The organism is Chryseobacterium culicis (assembly GCF_002979755.1).
GTDB lineage: Bacteria > Bacteroidota > Bacteroidia > Flavobacteriales > Weeksellaceae > Chryseobacterium > Chryseobacterium culicis_A.
Map to the genome: position 1 here is coordinate 1,882,238 of NZ_PCPP01000001.1, position 15,098 is coordinate 1,897,335.

Annotated in this window: 16 protein-coding genes; 5 read left to right on the forward strand and 11 right to left on the reverse strand. The window is 35.8% G+C overall.

Going from position 1 to position 15,098, the window contains the following annotated elements:
* Nucleotides 1–52: 52 nt before the first annotated feature.
* The 7 genes from CQ022_RS08550 to CQ022_RS08580 all read right to left on the reverse strand — a co-directional run bounded on the left by CQ022_RS08550 (nt 53) and on the right by CQ022_RS08580 (nt 5,753).
* Nucleotides 53–1,057, reverse strand: coding sequence for an MvdD family ATP-grasp ribosomal peptide maturase (locus CQ022_RS08550; protein WP_105681008.1), 1,005 nt, complete (start codon nt 1,055–1,057; stop codon nt 53–55).
* Entirely contained in the window at nt 1,050–2,006 is a 957-nt protein-coding gene (locus CQ022_RS08555) for an MvdC family ATP-grasp ribosomal peptide maturase (RefSeq protein WP_105681009.1), read from the reverse strand. Before CQ022_RS08555 ends, CQ022_RS08550 begins: the two co-directional genes overlap by 8 nt.
* A gap of 74 nt (nt 2,007–2,080) precedes the next feature.
* Nucleotides 2,081–2,305 (reverse strand): microviridin/marinostatin family tricyclic proteinase inhibitor, encoded by a 225-nt coding sequence (locus CQ022_RS08560; RefSeq protein WP_105681010.1) that lies wholly within the window; start codon nt 2,303–2,305, stop codon nt 2,081–2,083.
* A gap of 51 nt (nt 2,306–2,356) precedes the next feature.
* Nucleotides 2,357–2,596: a microviridin/marinostatin family tricyclic proteinase inhibitor gene (locus CQ022_RS08565; protein WP_105681011.1), complete on the reverse strand. Its 240-nt coding sequence runs from the start codon at nt 2,594–2,596 to the stop codon at nt 2,357–2,359.
* Between the two features lie 114 nt (nt 2,597–2,710).
* The gene (locus CQ022_RS08570) at nt 2,711–3,490 is read right to left on the reverse strand and encodes an alpha/beta fold hydrolase (protein ID WP_105681012.1); all 780 of its coding nucleotides are present in this window, start codon (nt 3,488–3,490) and stop codon (nt 2,711–2,713) included.
* A 102-nt stretch (nt 3,491–3,592) separates the two neighbouring features.
* Nucleotides 3,593–4,312, reverse strand: a complete 720-nt coding sequence (locus CQ022_RS08575) for a pyridoxine 5'-phosphate synthase (protein ID WP_105681013.1) — start codon at nt 4,310–4,312, stop codon at nt 3,593–3,595.
* A 172-nt stretch (nt 4,313–4,484) separates the two neighbouring features.
* Nucleotides 4,485–5,753, reverse strand: coding sequence for a mechanosensitive ion channel family protein (locus CQ022_RS08580; RefSeq protein ID WP_105681014.1), 1,269 nt, complete (start codon nt 5,751–5,753; stop codon nt 4,485–4,487).
* Between the two features lie 257 nt (nt 5,754–6,010).
* On the opposite strand from CQ022_RS08580, the gene CQ022_RS08585 reads away from it, so the two are divergent.
* From CQ022_RS08585 to CQ022_RS08595, 3 genes are all read left to right on the forward strand, one after another.
* Nucleotides 6,011–7,195 carry a carboxypeptidase-like regulatory domain-containing protein gene (locus tag CQ022_RS08585; protein WP_228421500.1) on the forward strand — a complete coding sequence of 395 codons (1,185 nt, stop codon included), beginning with the start codon at nt 6,011–6,013 and terminating at the stop codon, nt 7,193–7,195.
* Nucleotides 7,196–7,274: 79 nt separating this feature from the next.
* Nucleotides 7,275–7,766, forward strand: a complete 492-nt coding sequence (locus CQ022_RS08590; RefSeq protein WP_105681015.1) for a DUF456 domain-containing protein — start codon at nt 7,275–7,277, stop codon at nt 7,764–7,766.
* Between the two features lie 16 nt (nt 7,767–7,782).
* A complete protein-coding gene (locus CQ022_RS08595) occupies nt 7,783–8,292 on the forward strand; it encodes a hypothetical protein (RefSeq protein ID WP_105681016.1) in 510 nt (169 codons plus the stop codon).
* Here CQ022_RS08595 and CQ022_RS08600 read toward each other — a convergent pair.
* Genes CQ022_RS08600 through CQ022_RS08610 form a run of 3 tightly spaced genes read right to left on the reverse strand, consistent with a single transcriptional unit; the run spans nt 8,279 to nt 10,528 of the window.
* Nucleotides 8,279–8,920: a uracil-DNA glycosylase gene (locus tag CQ022_RS08600; RefSeq protein WP_105681017.1), complete on the reverse strand. Its 642-nt coding sequence runs from the start codon at nt 8,918–8,920 to the stop codon at nt 8,279–8,281. The two genes, CQ022_RS08595 and CQ022_RS08600, sit on opposite strands and share 14 nt — an antisense overlap.
* Before the next feature lie 36 nt (nt 8,921–8,956).
* Nucleotides 8,957–9,961, reverse strand: coding sequence for an acyltransferase family protein (locus CQ022_RS08605; RefSeq protein WP_105681018.1), 1,005 nt, complete (start codon nt 9,959–9,961; stop codon nt 8,957–8,959).
* A gap of 39 nt (nt 9,962–10,000) precedes the next feature.
* The gene (locus tag CQ022_RS08610; RefSeq protein WP_105681019.1) at nt 10,001–10,528 is read right to left on the reverse strand and encodes a GNAT family N-acetyltransferase; all 528 of its coding nucleotides are present in this window, start codon (nt 10,526–10,528) and stop codon (nt 10,001–10,003) included.
* Nucleotides 10,529–10,680: 152 nt separating this feature from the next.
* On the opposite strand from CQ022_RS08610, the gene CQ022_RS08615 reads away from it, so the two are divergent.
* Nucleotides 10,681–12,828, forward strand: a complete 2,148-nt coding sequence (locus tag CQ022_RS08615; protein WP_105681020.1) for an endonuclease MutS2 — start codon at nt 10,681–10,683, stop codon at nt 12,826–12,828.
* A 68-nt stretch (nt 12,829–12,896) separates the two neighbouring features.
* On the opposite strand, the gene CQ022_RS08620 is transcribed toward CQ022_RS08615, so the two are convergent.
* Nucleotides 12,897–13,982: a GEVED domain-containing protein gene (locus CQ022_RS08620; protein ID WP_105681021.1), complete on the reverse strand. Its 1,086-nt coding sequence runs from the start codon at nt 13,980–13,982 to the stop codon at nt 12,897–12,899.
* A gap of 424 nt (nt 13,983–14,406) precedes the next feature.
* Here CQ022_RS08620 and CQ022_RS08630 point away from each other — a divergent pair, with 424 nt between their 5' ends.
* Nucleotides 14,407–15,069 (forward strand): ATP-binding cassette domain-containing protein, encoded by a 663-nt coding sequence (locus CQ022_RS08630; RefSeq protein ID WP_105681023.1) that lies wholly within the window; start codon nt 14,407–14,409, stop codon nt 15,067–15,069.
* Nucleotides 15,070–15,098: the final 29 nt, after the last annotated feature.

Consider the following 15,098-nt stretch of genomic DNA (forward strand, 5'->3'; position numbering starts at 1 on the left):
CTGAAAGAATTGATAACTTTCAGGACTTTTAGGATTAAAAAACACTTTATTTTTAAGCCATTACCTCATTATTTCGTCTCGGTGCTTTGTCACAAAGAACATCTGCAATACTTTTGGAAATAAGGTTTCCTTCTGTAAGATTATCCAGCCAGAAGAATTCTCCTGCAGCATTGATCTCTATGAAGTAATATTCATCTTCAGGAGAAACAATCATATCTATTGCTCCGTAATCAACATTATAAATATCAAGCATTTCTAGGAGTTTTGCTTCCACATCTGCCGGAAGTTCTGTTCTGTTCCATTTATCAATAAGATTCACCCCATCTTTTCTCCAGTCTACTTTAGCATCTTCAGACTGCTGAGAATCTATTTCGAATGCATAGACTTCTCTTCCCACAATGGTAATACGAAGTTCTTTTTTCTTTTGAATCATCTGCTGAAACTGCATTGGGCAGTACAACAATGAATCCAGTTCTTCCAGTTTATCTTCGCTGACAACGTTCGTAAACACTACATTTTCAACACCATTTTCATAAATGGCAAAACCGGTCTGCATTTTAGCCACCACATTTTGGTGTTTCAGAATAAACTTTCTAGCTTCATCAGGATTGTTGGTAAGACAGGTTGCCGGAATGGTAAGGCCTAATTTATCTGCAATTTTCAATTGTTCTTCTTTACTATCGAGTCTTCTGTACACACTTGGTTTTCCTAAAGAATAGGCATCTACCGATTCGAAGAAACCAAAAAGGGTATTACGGATTTCTCCCATCGCAGCACCGTAAAATTTGGTATCCATTTCTTCTCGCAGACCTTTTCCTATGTTGTAGGCTCTTCTGTACCAGATTGCAGAAATATCATCCAGTCTGTGTTTTGCTTCAGGAGTTTCAAGAATGCTTATCCATTCTCCGTCCTGGAAAATAGTGGACAGCTTGTTTTGTAAAGGATATACGTCTACATCAAAGCGAATGACTTCACAATTGTTTTTTTCAATGTATTCTGTTACTTTTTCAATAGAAAAATTATCTGCGGTATGGGTTATAATTAAAATTTTATTCATGGAAATTGATTCTTTTGATAAGATTATCGGCAATTCTTTCTGCAATGGGAAACCCCAGTTCTTTCTGCAGCATTCCCCATTCTCCCTGCGGATTGACTTCAAGGAAATAATAGGCTCCGTCTTTTCCTTTGATCATATCGATCGCGCCTATATAAAGTCCCATTTCGTGCATCATAGAAGTGAGATTTGCTTTCACAGCATCAGGTAATTCATAAGCTTCCCAGAAATACCCTTCACGGGCTACTCTCCAGTCTGCATTTTCACTGTTATTGATTTTTCCTGTAAAGAAATCTCCATCTACATACACGATTCTCAATTCGTATTCTTTGTCAATATAAGGTTGAAAAATCATCGGACAGTAAGCGATATCTGAAAGGTGTTCCAAAGATTCCTCCTCAATAACTGTAGTGGAAATCATGTTTTCTCCTGACATTGTTTTCGCTGTTACCCCATGAAGTTTAGCAATAGCTTTTCCCTGACAGTATTGATAGAAAAATGTTGTTATTTTTTCTTCATCATTGGAAAAAATGGTTTTGGGAATGGTTAAGTTATTTCTTTGGGCTACTTTCAGCTGAAATATCTTATTTCCATCTACTTTTTTTTCATTTTCATAAGGGTTAATCCAGGGAATATGTTCTAAAGCTGTCATCAGATTATATCTCAGACTTCCATATTCGTTGAGAAAAATTCTTTCATAGTCCTCATCCAGTTCTTCAGGAGCACTGATCCTCCAGGCTTTCCTGTGCCATACTCCTTTTATGGTATCGGAATGGATCGTTTCCCCTGACTCATCCGTGAGCTCAAATGAGTTTTCATGGATGCTGATTTTCTGAAGATGGTTCAGACGGTCAGAATTGAGTCTGAAATAGGGAATATTTTGAGACGTCAGGTATTCAAAAAAAATATCGATATTATAAAAATCCTGTGAATGGGTGATGCAGAGAATCATTTGCCGGTTTTATTAAAAAGGGAAACTTACTATTTAAGTTTCCCCTACTATTTTATTTAATGTTCTGTCTGATCTTACAGTGGAATAAAGATGGTATCATCATCACCGTCTGATGGATATTTCAGCGTGTGCATCATATCATCTTTTGGAGAAGTCACCGTATCTATGGCAGGTTTTGTGATCAAATCCCTTTCAGCAAGGGTTACGTCAGTTCCTCCTTTTACCGTTTCAGGATCTTTCACCTGCTTTTCTAAGAATGATGCGAAAAATGGCTTCTTCTTTGAGTTTTGGTTTTTCATAATGTTTTAGTTTTGGTTTGATATATAATTTAGCTTGAGCTGTAGGTATATTTATTCTACTTCTAAAACATCATCATCTCCGTCAGATGGATATTTCATCGTTACATTGTCATTATCTGGTGTTGTAACATTATCCTTAAGAGGAGTCGTGATCTGATCCTGAAGGGATGTAGTAATTTGGTCTACAAGTACGGAAGTAATACCTCCTCCTTTTACTGTTTCAGGATCTTTAACCTGTTTTTCTAAGAATGACGCAAAAAATGGCTTCTTTTTTGAATTTTTGTTTTCCATAAGTTAATATTTTTATTGTTTTGGAAATCCAAAGTACAAAAAATTCAAATCATGGAGAAATAATATTGCGTTTTAATAAAATTTTAACATAATATCAAAAATTAAAGTATAAAATTAATTCAAACCAAGAAATTCCTTAACAACATTTGCAAAATCAACGGGATTTTCGGCCTGCACCCAATGTCCTGCATTTTGTACGGTTACTATTTTAGCTTTAGGAAATTGCTGCTTGATACCAAATTCGTCCTGTGGCAGGATATAATTAGACTTTGCTCCTGCAATAAACAATGTATCTCCTTCAAAAACACCGAATTTAATGGCGTTGGATACAAATTCAGTATATTTTTCAGATAATGTTTTCAGATTAAATCTCCAGCCCAGTTTTTTATTGTCATCCCAATACAAGTTTTTCGTTAAAAACTGCACGGTAGATCTTTCCGGAATATACTGGTTCAGAACGGCTTCCACTTCATTTCTTGAGGATACGGTATCAAAGTCAACGGTTTCCAGTGCTTTGATAATTCCCTGATGATGTGGCGGATATGCTTTAGGTGAAATATCGACAACGATAAGCTTTTCAACACGTTCAGGATATTTTATGGCAAACTGCATTACTGCCTTTCCCCCTAATGAATGTCCCAGAACATGAGCTTTCTGAATTCCGTAATGATCCATATAGCGTGCAATATCGTCTGCCAGATCATCATGAGACATACTTTCTGAATGAAAGCTTCGTCCATGGTTTCTAAGATCAATCAGATGCACAGGAAGATATTCTCCCAGATCCTTTCCGAAACTTCCCCAGTTGTCTAGCATTCCGAATAATCCGTGAAATACGAGAAGCGGCGTATTGGTTACATTTTCGCCGAATATTTTTGAGTTTAAAATTTCCATATTTTTAGAAGTTAGAGGTGAGAAATTAGAAGTTAGATAATATAAGAGATCAGAAACAAAGTTGTACTAACTTCTAGTATCTAGCTTCTAATTTCTTATTTATTACCATTTTGCCAGTCTCTTCAAATAAGCCTGTACTGTATTTTCCAATCCCATATAAAGTGCTTCAGAAACCAAAGCATGTCCGATAGATACTTCCAACAGGTTTGGAATGGTATCTGAAAAGTACTTCAGATTTTCTAAACTCAGATCATGTCCGGCATTGATTCCCAATCCTAATTTGCTGGCTTCAACAGCGGTATCGTAATAAGGTTTTATGGCCTGTTCTTTATTGATAAGATAATTTTTTGCGTAAGCTTCGGTATACAGTTCAATTCTGTCTGCTCCTGTTTTAGCTGCATATTCTACCAGTTCCGGTAAAGGGTCAAGGAAAACAGAAGTACGGATTCCTGCTTTTTTAAATTCAGCAATGATCTCTGTAAGGTAATCAAGATGTTTTTTGGTATCCCAACCTGCATTGGATGTAATAGCATCATCAGCATCCGGTACCAGAGTCACCTGTTCAGGCTTCACTTCCAATACCATGTCAATAAAATCCTGATGAGGGTTTCCTTCAATATTAAACTCAGTCGTAACCAATGGCTTCAGATCATAGACATCTTTTCTTGTGATGTGCCTTTCATCAGGTCTTGGATGAATGGTAATCCCCTGTCCTCCGAATTCCTGAATTTTTACAGCAGCTTCTGTAACACTTGGGGTTTCACCTCCTCTTGCATTTCTTAACGTCGCAATTTTATTAATGTTTACGCTTAGTTTTGTCATTTTTTATTTTAGATGTTAGATATGAGATGTTAGAAGTCAGAAGCTTGGGGCTGGAAGTAAAATCCAGACTTTACACTTCTTTGGGTCTTCTAATTCGTTATCATTTAAAAGTTTATTATAAATTTATTTAAACGGACTGGGTCTTCCAGCTTCCTTCTTCGGTCTTCCAGCTTTATACTTTCACGCTTACCTGCATCACCTGAAGTTCAAATTCTTTTGAAGCGACTAATAAGTGGTCAAAAATATCGGCCTGTATTTCCTCAAAACGTTCCCATTTGGAATCATTGGCAAAGCAGTAAACCTCAAGAGGCAACCCTTGTGGAGTAATCTCCAGCTGACGAACCATTTGGGTTCCGTTTTTATCAATATCCGGATCATTTTCAATATATTTCTGGGCGTAATATCTGAAAACACCGATATTGGTAAGCTGCCTTCCATTCACGATTTTATCTTTATGTTCAAGACTTTCTTTTTCTTTTTTGATCTCTGAAGCTCTTTCTTCAAGGTAATCTGAAATTAAATTAATCTCCTTTAAACGCTCCACATCTTCATCCGTCAGAAATTTAAAAGAATTGATGTTAAAGTAGATTGATTTTTTTATTCTTCGGGTATTGGATTCAGACATCACCTGCATATTCTTAATCTCCGTGGTCATCAGATCATAAGTAGGAATGGTTGAAACCGTTTTATCAAAATTGGTGATTTTGGTCGTCAAAAGATTGATTTCCGTAATATTTCCTTCAATGCTGTATTTGGGAATACTTACCCAGTCTCCTACTTTCAGGTTTTTAGAAGTCGCTACGTGAAGTCCTGTTACAAATCCTAAGATTGTATCTCTGAAAACCAATACCAGCACCGCTGTAATGGCCCCAAGACTTCCTACAATAGTGGTTCCTTTGATGCCAAAAATCACACAAAGCCCGACTACTGTAAAGATGAAAAGTCCTAAAATTTTTACGGTTTCAGAAATAGCATTAAGCGCCATAATCTTGTAAAAATCCTGTTTGATGCTGAAATAATTTCTGAATGCAGTCAATGATCTGTACAGCATTCCTGCTAACATGAGTACCAATCCCAGATTGATACATCTTATAATAAAAATGGTTGTTTTTGGCAGTGCATTTTCCGGAAATATGGACCCCTGTATGCCGGCAACAGCAATCAAAGCTGCAAAATGTGCTACGGAGTTGGTGATTTTGGCCTGATAAATAGATTTTAAAATGGGAAACTTCTGTTCATTATGAAATAACCTGAAGACAGAATTAATGATGAATTTAAAAATAAAATCAGTAATAAAAAACAAGACAAGAAGTAAACTCAATTTTACAATAATATGAAAAACCCAGTCCAGCCCGGAAGGTGATATCTGGGTAATATAAATGTAAAGCTGTTCGCTCAGCTCCTGTATAAAGTTTTTAGTTTCTTGTAACTGGTCATTCATTACAGCAAATTTATGAAATTAAGAATCATCATTTTACTATTCATAATCAATTTTCATCCCAAAAAGTAGTAAACGAAAAATATTGTGAATCAATTTTCAAAATATCAAATCTTCTACAACCCTTAATTATAAATAAAAAATTAACTACAAATAATCAATTTAAGTAAAAAATATTAAAATAAATTACAATTTTAATGTTTTAATATTAAAAAATTATTACATTTGGTTAAAACTAAACCCATCAAAATCAATTAAATATGAAACAAAATTACTTGTTCATCATGCTATGCAGCCTTGTGTTGTTGGTAAACTGTAAAGGCGGTGATGACCCAATCAATCCCGAAGATTCCAAAACAATACCTACCGGAACAATAGAAGGTAAAGTATTTGCTAAAAACGGAACAAAACCTATTGGCGGGGCCATTGTATTCACTATTGACAGTAAAAATCAGGTTTACCATACCTATTCCAATGCTGATGGAACATTCAACCTAACGGCACCTGAAGGAAACTCTACCCTTCACATTCAGACAGGGAATGGTTTAAACTTCAGAACAGAAGTTCCTGTTACCGTTAAAAAAAATGAAACAACCAGTGTGGCCGACAAAGATTCAAAACTGAATCAGATTGCAAAAATAGCTTATGTAGAAGGCAGTTATGACGAGATAGAAAGTATAATTACAAGTCTTGGTTATACAGCAACCGAAATTAGCTATCAGGATTTAAAAAATTTCAACACTATTTCTCAGTACGATATTATTTTTCTGAACTGCGGTTCCCGTAACTTCACTTACTCAGGAACCAACACACCGAGTAACGACCTTTCTATTTTCAGTAATCTCTCTACTTTTATCACGAATGGCGGAAGCATTTATACTTCAGACTGGGCTGCTGCCTATCTGGTAGGAGGAGATAAAAATGCTCCGTACTGTGGTGTTTACGGAGGTTTTCTGGATCTTACAAAGATTTGCTTTAATACCAATGGGAATAGTGCAATGTATAACAACTGCAGCGTTTCCAATGCTGCTATGGCTTCAGCAATAGGATTTAGCACATTAGATATTCAGTATGATCAGCCTTTGTGGCAAAAAATCCAGCATTATGATCCTTCATTCTGGGAAGTATTGGTACAGAAAGATAATGAACCATTGATGATAAGAACCAATAAGTACGTCAATACAACAGCTCCTAAAACACCTGTGGGGACATCGCTAAACAATAACCAGATGACCATCTGCCATCAAACGGCAAATGGCAACAATATTACCATTACCATTAATCAGAATGCATGGAACGCTCACCAGGCTCATGGTGATTATGTAGGATCATGTTCAGCAACTACCAGCAGCGGAAATATCTACTATACCACATTCCATAACCACGCCAGTGGAAATATCGGTAAATCAGGACCGATTCTGGAATACGTAATCTTAAATTTGTAATAAAATTTTATAACTCAGTTCTCAAAGTGGTCTTTTATAAGGCCACTTTTTTTATATTGCATGTATATTTTTTAAAAGAATGGATACAACGATTATTAATATCTTCTGCCTTATTCTGTTGTTTATCGGGATACTGGGAACATTTCTTCCGGTATTGCCAGGGCTTTTGCTGAGTATCTGCGGGCTTCTGATCTATAAATTCGGGACAGATGCAGACCTTCCGATGATCTATATCTGGGCATTCGGAATTCTCACCGCAGCTTCAGTAGTATTAAGCTATGTGATTCCGGCAAAAACCAATAGAAAATATGGAGGTACACGTTGGGGAAGTATCGGTTCTGTAATAGGAACCATTGTTGGGATATTTCTTCCGATTCCTTTAGGTTTTCTGATAGGAATGTTTGCAGGGGTATTTATTGGTGAATTACTTCATGACAGCAAGGATATGAATAAAGCTTTACAGTCAACCAAAGGAGCACTGATTGGATTCATTTATGGAACCGGATTCAGTTTTGTGGTAGGAGTGGCAATGTTTTTGGTAGTATTACTTAATATGTTCAACGTCATTTAATTAAATATAAGAAACTATGTTCCATAAAATTGTCATACTCAGCCTGGGTATATTTGCATTAACAGGATGCGATGCCCAAAAAAAAGCCAAGATTAACCCAAAAGCTACTGAAATGCCTGCAGGTACAAAAACAACAACCACTAACAATCAGAAAGATGGTGTTATATATCTGAGTGAAGGAGAAAATAAGTTTTTAAGAGAATACCAGATGAATGTTACATTCAAAGGGGTTTCTGAGGACAGCCGTTGCCCTGAAGGAGTTAATTGTATCTGGGCTGGAGTTGCTCTTGCTCAGGTAGAAGTAATGGGAACTTCTACCCGACCAATGATTCTGAACCTTGCCAGTGCAGATTATCCGGGAAGAAATTATTACCAATCAACAGAATTCAACGGATATACCATTACATTACAAGATGTTGCTCCATCCCCAAAATCACAGGATGGTACAAAAGCATTAGCCGGAAAATATAAAATCGGAATTACGATAAAAAAAACAGACCCATCTGCTGATTCTACCAGGAAATAGGCTTCTTTCCTTTGGAAACAAGATACTCATTAATTTTTGAGAAAGGCTTACTTCCAAAAAAACCTCTGTACACAGAAAAAGGTGAAGGGTGTGCCGATTTAATAATAAAATGTTTAGCCGGATCTATGAGTTCGGCTTTTTTTTGTGCAAAAGCGCCCCATAAAACAAATACCACATTTTCTTTTTTCTCTGAAATTTCCTTAATAATGAAGTTGGTGAATTTTTCCCAACCAAGATCTTTATGAGAATTAGGTGTATGGGCACGAACCGTTAAAGTAGCATTTAACAATAAAACGCCCTGCTTTCCCCAGTCATCAAGCTCTTTAGAGGCTCTTACCACTCCCAGATCATCTTTTAACTCAATAAAAATATTCTTAAGTGACGGCGGTGCTGCCACCTGCTCAGAAACAGAAAAACATAATCCGTTCGCCTGATAATCATTATGGTAAGGATCCTGACCAATAATCACAACTTCCACATCATCAAAAGCCGTAAGCTCCAATGCTCTGAAAATCTGATTTTTTGGTGGAAAAACTTTGGTTGTTGCATATTCATTCTTCACTTTCTCCCAAAGGGTGGTAAAGTATTCTGTACTTTTTATCGGGGCTAAAATTTCTGTCCAGGTCATAGTGCAAAAATAATAATATTAAAATAAGAGCCTCAGTTATACCTTAAATATCTTAACTTTTCTTTCTATCAGCATATATGAAAAATAGGACAGCAATAATGAAAGGGATATTAATAACAGGTTATTAAGATGATAAGAATGTACAATAACGAAATCCTGTTTCTTTACCATATAATGGATAATATATAGTGAATAAGAGATATTTCCTAAAAAATAGACAACTTTGGTTTCTAAAAAAGTCTTCAGGTAATTGGGCTTCCCTTCATACAGATATTTGATCATAAATGCTGATAATAAAGGAATAAATAACAGTCCTTTTTCCACAAACAACATGGATATGAACAATATGAGAATGAGATAAATAATCAGGTTTTCTTTCTTCATTTTAAATGCTGGTAAAAGGGCAACTCCGATCCCAAGAAAATAAGAAGAAATTGTTCTCAGAAGAGAAACCAGTCCATAAGGAAGATCAAGATATCTTGGTGATTCTCCTATCTCCAGCGGGATTTCAGAACCAATATACAAATGGCCGGGAAGATAAGGAAGTACAAACCTCAACGCCAAACCGGCAATAATTAAAATTTCACTGCGCACTTTATAATGCAGAACAAACCATAATATAAAAGGGAATAGTAAGTAACAAACCCATTCCGTACTGAGTGACCAATAGACTACATTCAGCAGATAATCAGGATCAAAAAAACATTGTAATAATGCAGCATTAATCAGAAATCCTGCTATAGAAGTCTTCACCAAAAACAATGCAATAACAATAACCGATACAATGTATACAGGATAAATTCTATTGATTCTTTTTTTATAAAAAACCTCTATTGTTTTATAATTCAGATTTTTAAGCTTCCCGGAATAAGAAACCGTAAGCAAAAAAGCACTTAACACAAAAAAAATATCCACCGCTACATACCCCTTTCCTACGACATCCTGAATGAATTCATTCCTGAAAAAACTAAAATGAAAAAACGCTACCCATAATGCAACAATCCCTCTAAGTCCCGTTAAAGATTTTATTTCATTTTTCATATGTAATTTCAATCGGCGATAAAGATAGAGAAAAACCTATTAGATTTCATAGGAACCGCCAGAGACTCTTTCTAGGCGAAAAATAATATTATCCGGGAAACCTTCATCCTGCTTCCCTTCTTCCAAAATAAAATGATGTTTTAAAAGAAGCCCTTTCGAGTTTTCATTGAACTTATTGGTAATTGCCAGAATTTCCTCTACCTTCAATTCATTAAATCCAAAATCTAAAACAGCTTTCAAAGCTTCAGACATAATGCCCTGCCTGTGATATTCGGGTAACAGTTCATAACCAACTTCTGCTGTTTTCCGGTCTTCAGAAAAATTCCAAAGGCAGATCGTTCCGATAAGATTCGGCTGATCTTTTAAAGAAATTCCCAAATAGACAGTTTGGTTGTTACGAGTTCTTTCTTTAATGGTTAAAATAAACTGAAGGGCATCATAATTATTTTTGGGTGAGTTTCTTAGGACGAACTGATTGATCACTTCATTGCTTCGAATCCGTAAAATATCCTCAACGTAGCTTTCGTTGATATCTCTCAGTAATAATCTTTGGGTTTCCAGTTTCACATTTCAAATGTAATAAAAGAATATCATCTTATTTTTAATATTACCATCTTTTTCAGAAAAAAGTAACACCATAAAGTTCAAATTCAAAGGTAATTTATTCTGTAAATCTCTCAGATATACGGAATAATCAAAATTCTCACTAAATTTGCATTGTGTATATAGATAAAGAAGATTTAGACGAATTAGAGTTTCCGCAATTGCTCGCGGAAATCTCCCCATTTGCGTATTCTCCGAAAACAAGAGAAAAAATTCTTCAACTTCGTCCGATGGAAATAGACGAGGCAGAACTTTCATTAAAAAAAACTTCGGAATATCTTTCGAGTTTTGAAAGTTCAAATGCGATTCCGTTTGATGAATATGAAGATATTGAAAGTGAGCTGAAATTGATGCTGATTGAGAATTACCGTCTTGAAAATGCTGCTTTCATCAAAATAAAAACCATCACGGAACAGATCGGAAAATTGCAGAAATTTTTCCCTACCATGCCGGAAACCTTCCCTACTTTATTAGAAGAGGTTTCTGTATTGGAATTCAGAAAAGAGATCATTGAGAAGGTAGATAAGGTTTTTAACCGTTTTGGTGAGGTAAAAAATGAAGCCTCTCCAGCTTTGAAAGGCATAAGAACTGAAATTCAGCTTGCTAAAAAAGCGATTCAGGAAAATTTCAACCGTGCCCTTACCACGTATGGACAGAGTGACTTTTTAGATGATATTCGGGAAACAATTATTGATGACCAAAGGGTTCTGGCTGTAAAATCAGGATTCAAAAAAAGGGTTGCCGGAAGAACGTTAGGAATTTCCAAGACAGGTTCCATTACTTACATTCAGCCGGATAGTGTTGTGAAGCATTATTTCAAACTCCGTGAAAATGAAGAGGAAGAGAAAAAAGAAATTGACAAAGTTCTCCGTAAACTGACTGCAGAACTGGCAGAATTTCAGCCTCAGCTGTGGAGATATCAGATTTATATTTTTGACCTTGACCTTATAAGAGCCAAAGCCAAATTTGGTGAATTGATCAACGGAGTTCTTCCAAAAATCAACCATCATAAAACGCTGAGATTAAGAGAGGCTTATCATCCTCTGTTATGGCTGAGAAATAAAGTAGAGAACAAAATAATTCATCCCCAGAGCCTTACCTTAACAGACCATAACAGGATTATCTGTATTTCCGGTCCGAATGCCGGAGGAAAATCAATTACTCTGAAAACGGTAGGACTATTACAGCTGATGATTCAGAGTGGTATTCTGGTTCCTGTTCATCCTAAGTCTGAAATGTTTTTCTTTGAGAAAATCATGACGGATATTGGAGACAACCAATCCATTGAAAACCATTTATCAACCTACTCATCAAGATTGAAGAAAATGTCCGGCATCATCCGAGAGGCTGATGCCAATACTCTTTTATTGATTGATGAATTCGGTACGGGTTCTGATCCTGAGCTTGGAGGTGCGCTGGCAGAAAGTTTCATGGAGTTTTTCTATGACAAAAAGAGTTTTGCCATCATTACTACTCACTATACCAATATTAAACTGGTAATAGAACAGCTTCCCAATGCCCAGAATGCAGCCATGCTCTTCAATGAAGAAACATTAGAACCGATGTATAAACTGGAAGTAGGACAGGCAGGAAGTTCATTTACGTTTGAAGTGGCAGAAAAGAATAAGATTCCAAGATTCATTATCCATTCTGCCAAGAAAAAGGTAGAGCATGATATTGTCAATCTTGATAAAACGATTGTAAAACTACAGCAGGAAAAGTTTGAGGTTGAAAAACTGAAATCTGATCTTGCAGAAAGAAAAGAATCTGTAGAAGATAAACGTGACAACCTTCAGAAACTGAATGATCAGCTTCAGCAAAAGCTTTTCAATTTCCAGAAGCTGTATGAAGAAGAACACCGTAAACTTCAGTTCGGGAATAAGATTGAAACATTTATTGACAGCTATACCAAGGGAAAATCCAGAAAAGATGTTGTAAAAGATTTTGTGAAGCTTCTTGAACAGGAGAAATTCAGAAAACTGGGGAATGACAAAGATGAATCAAAACGTCTGCAGGTGGTTAAGAGAAAAATTACCCAACAGCTGAAAAAAGAAGACGTTATTGAAAAAATTGCAGAAACCAATGAAAGGCTGGAGGAACAGCGTAAAACCGACCGTGCAGTATGGATGAAAATCGGGCAGCGTGTTCGTATTACGGGAAGCACCAGTGTAGGAACCATTGAAAAAATTTCACGTAATAAAGTGATTGTCAATTACGGAACTTTCAAAACAACCATTAATGCGGATGAACTTGAGAGAATTTAATTCATCTGAAATTAATGTAATGCAAATAGTAAAAGAGAGCACCAGAAGGTGCTCTCTCTTTTTGATCTTTATTTCTTAATAAATTTTAATCGGATTGTATTGTCTTTATCTTTCAGCTGGATAAAATACATTCCTTTGGACAAATTACTAAGGTTTACTTTATGGTCAGAAACTTTTCCTTCTCCTGTTTTCTGTCCCACAGCATTATAAATTTCATAATCCGTTACGTCTGAAATTCCTGAGATGTTTAAAACATCGGATGCTGGGTTAGGATAAATTTCAGGTTTTGCAGACTTCCCTGATTCTTCAACTCCAAGGGTGAGATTGAGTAAATCTACTCCATAATCTTCAACTTCTCCATAGGTAAACGTACTACAGCCATCTGCAGGCATTGTTTGGCTGGAAACAATCCTCATGGTTACGCCACACAGTGTCACTGCTGCCAAACTTGGAATTGTAAAAACAGATACTGCCGGAGCAGCCTGAGTGATATTATTCGCCACCATAACTCTTTCGGTGGATTCAAAAATTCCGTTGGCATTAAGATCAATCCATGCCGTTACAGTGGTTGTACCCGGAGTTCCCGTCCACGTATTGGTCACTGAAAGTGTATTTCCTGTACTTCCTATAAAAAACTTGACCTTTCGGCTTACATCACTTCTGTAATCTGTATAATTGGAAGGCCCGGAATTGCTGACCATTGGAGAGGTAATTCCCGCAGAATTTACGGTCACATTGGAAATATGCATCAGGCTGGTATCTGTAGATACACTTGCACAATAATTAAGTGTTGTTGTAAAAAATACAGGATTAGACCATGTTCCCTGTACAGTACACAATTTTACCACCTGCACTTCATAAGTTGTACAAGGCTGCAGATTAGTAATAGTATAAGAATTTTGCCCAGCTACAGGAGTAGCCACCATCCAGATAGTGGATCCAGGTATTCTATATCTGATAAAATTATTCGGAGTATTGGGATCAGCAGTCCAGGTAACCGTTCCTGAGGTAAGAGTTGTAGACACCTGCACGCCAGTGGGAGCATTGGTATCACAGTAAAATAAAGGTTGGGATTCTTCTTCCACTTTGTTGTTTGCCTGAAAACTGGAAACTCCCAAAATAAAAGAGAATACATACAGTAGTTTTTTTGTCATGTTTATTAGTTTTAAAATTCTCTTGAAAAATAAGAGATTTTTTGGAATATCTCTCACACCAACCCTATATTATTGTGCTTTTTTTAATACTTTTGAAATTAATCTTGTAAAAAATACACTTTCATAGATATTCCATTTTTATTTTTACCATGATCAAAAGTTTTTCTATTCTCTGGATTTTTTATAAAAAAATAATGTTTCCAACTTTGGGATTTTCTTTATTGATTTCTTTTTTATCATCATTCAGTATTAAAAATTTTGGACTGAATTTCCTTTTAATCCTTCCCGTTCTTCACTATTTCATTTATGAATTAAGGTTTAAAAACGAATATTACTTTTATGCCAATGTAGGGTTTTCAAGGATTTTTCTTTGGGCAGGAACGATATTATCAGGGATTATTGTAAAAATTATAACATTGTTTTTATGAGCAAGCTGCATGTTGATAGTGTAACAAAATCTTTTAATGAAAGGAAAATTTTGCAGGATGTTTATATAGAATGCGAAACCGGACAGATTACAGGGCTGCTGGGCAGAAATGGAAGTGGAAAATCAACTTTATTAAAAATTATTTTCGGGATTATCGGCGGTGATACCCAGTTTATAAAATGTGGCAACAAGGTTTTGAAAAGTATTTCAGACAGAAAAAACAGAATCTCATATTTACCCCAAGACCTTTTCTTACCTAAATATGAAACCGTAAAAAACCTGATTCCTTTCTTTTGTAATAAAGAAAACACCAATTTGCTGTCTGCCCTGGAATTCATACAGCCCTTTCTTCATGAAAAAATTAAAAATCTTTCTAAAGGCGAACAGAGAATTATTGAAACCCTGATGATCACTTACTCTGAAACAGATTTTGTTTTACTGGACGAACCATTCCATAACCTTTCTCCAAAAGTTTGTGAAGAATTAAAGAAAATTATTCGTCAGCAGTCACAGTACAAAGGTTTTATTATTTCTGATCACAATTACCAGGATATTCTGGATATTTCAGACTACCTATATCTGCTTTCTGACGGCCATCTGAAACAAATACAAGATTTTAAAGAACTGCAGCGGTATAATTATCTCCCGAAAAGTATTTAATTTATATATTTGGGGATCAAAAAAAATTT

Bases quoted from the DNA above. Each gene is read 5' to 3' on its own strand.
- CQ022_RS08580 (WP_105681014.1), bottom strand. From the start codon at position 5,753: ATGAATGACCAGTTACAAGAAACTAAAAACTTTATACAGGAGCTGAGC.
- CQ022_RS08600 (WP_105681017.1), bottom strand. From the start codon at position 8,920: ATGACCTGGACAGAAATTTTAGCCCCGATAAAAAGTACAGAATACTTT.
- CQ022_RS08585 (WP_228421500.1), top strand. From the start codon at position 6,011: ATGAAACAAAATTACTTGTTCATCATGCTATGCAGCCTTGTGTTGTTG.
- CQ022_RS08555 (WP_105681009.1), bottom strand. From the start codon at position 2,006: ATGATTCTCTGCATCACCCATTCACAGGATTTTTATAATATCGATATT.
- CQ022_RS08590 (WP_105681015.1), top strand. From the start codon at position 7,275: ATGGATACAACGATTATTAATATCTTCTGCCTTATTCTGTTGTTTATC.
- CQ022_RS08565 (WP_105681011.1), bottom strand. From the start codon at position 2,596: ATGGAAAACAAAAATTCAAAAAAGAAGCCATTTTTTGCGTCATTCTTA.
- CQ022_RS08620 (WP_105681021.1), bottom strand. From the start codon at position 13,982: ATGACAAAAAAACTACTGTATGTATTCTCTTTTATTTTGGGAGTTTCC.
- CQ022_RS08605 (WP_105681018.1), bottom strand. From the start codon at position 9,961: ATGAAAAATGAAATAAAATCTTTAACGGGACTTAGAGGGATTGTTGCA.
- CQ022_RS08630 (WP_105681023.1), top strand. From the start codon at position 14,407: ATGAGCAAGCTGCATGTTGATAGTGTAACAAAATCTTTTAATGAAAGG.
- CQ022_RS08595 (WP_105681016.1), top strand. From the start codon at position 7,783: ATGTTCCATAAAATTGTCATACTCAGCCTGGGTATATTTGCATTAACA.
- CQ022_RS08550 (WP_105681008.1), bottom strand. From the start codon at position 1,057: ATGAATAAAATTTTAATTATAACCCATACCGCAGATAATTTTTCTATT.
- CQ022_RS08575 (WP_105681013.1), bottom strand. From the start codon at position 4,312: ATGACAAAACTAAGCGTAAACATTAATAAAATTGCGACGTTAAGAAAT.
- CQ022_RS08570 (WP_105681012.1), bottom strand. From the start codon at position 3,490: ATGGAAATTTTAAACTCAAAAATATTCGGCGAAAATGTAACCAATACG.
- CQ022_RS08560 (WP_105681010.1), bottom strand. From the start codon at position 2,305: ATGAAAAACCAAAACTCAAAGAAGAAGCCATTTTTCGCATCATTCTTA.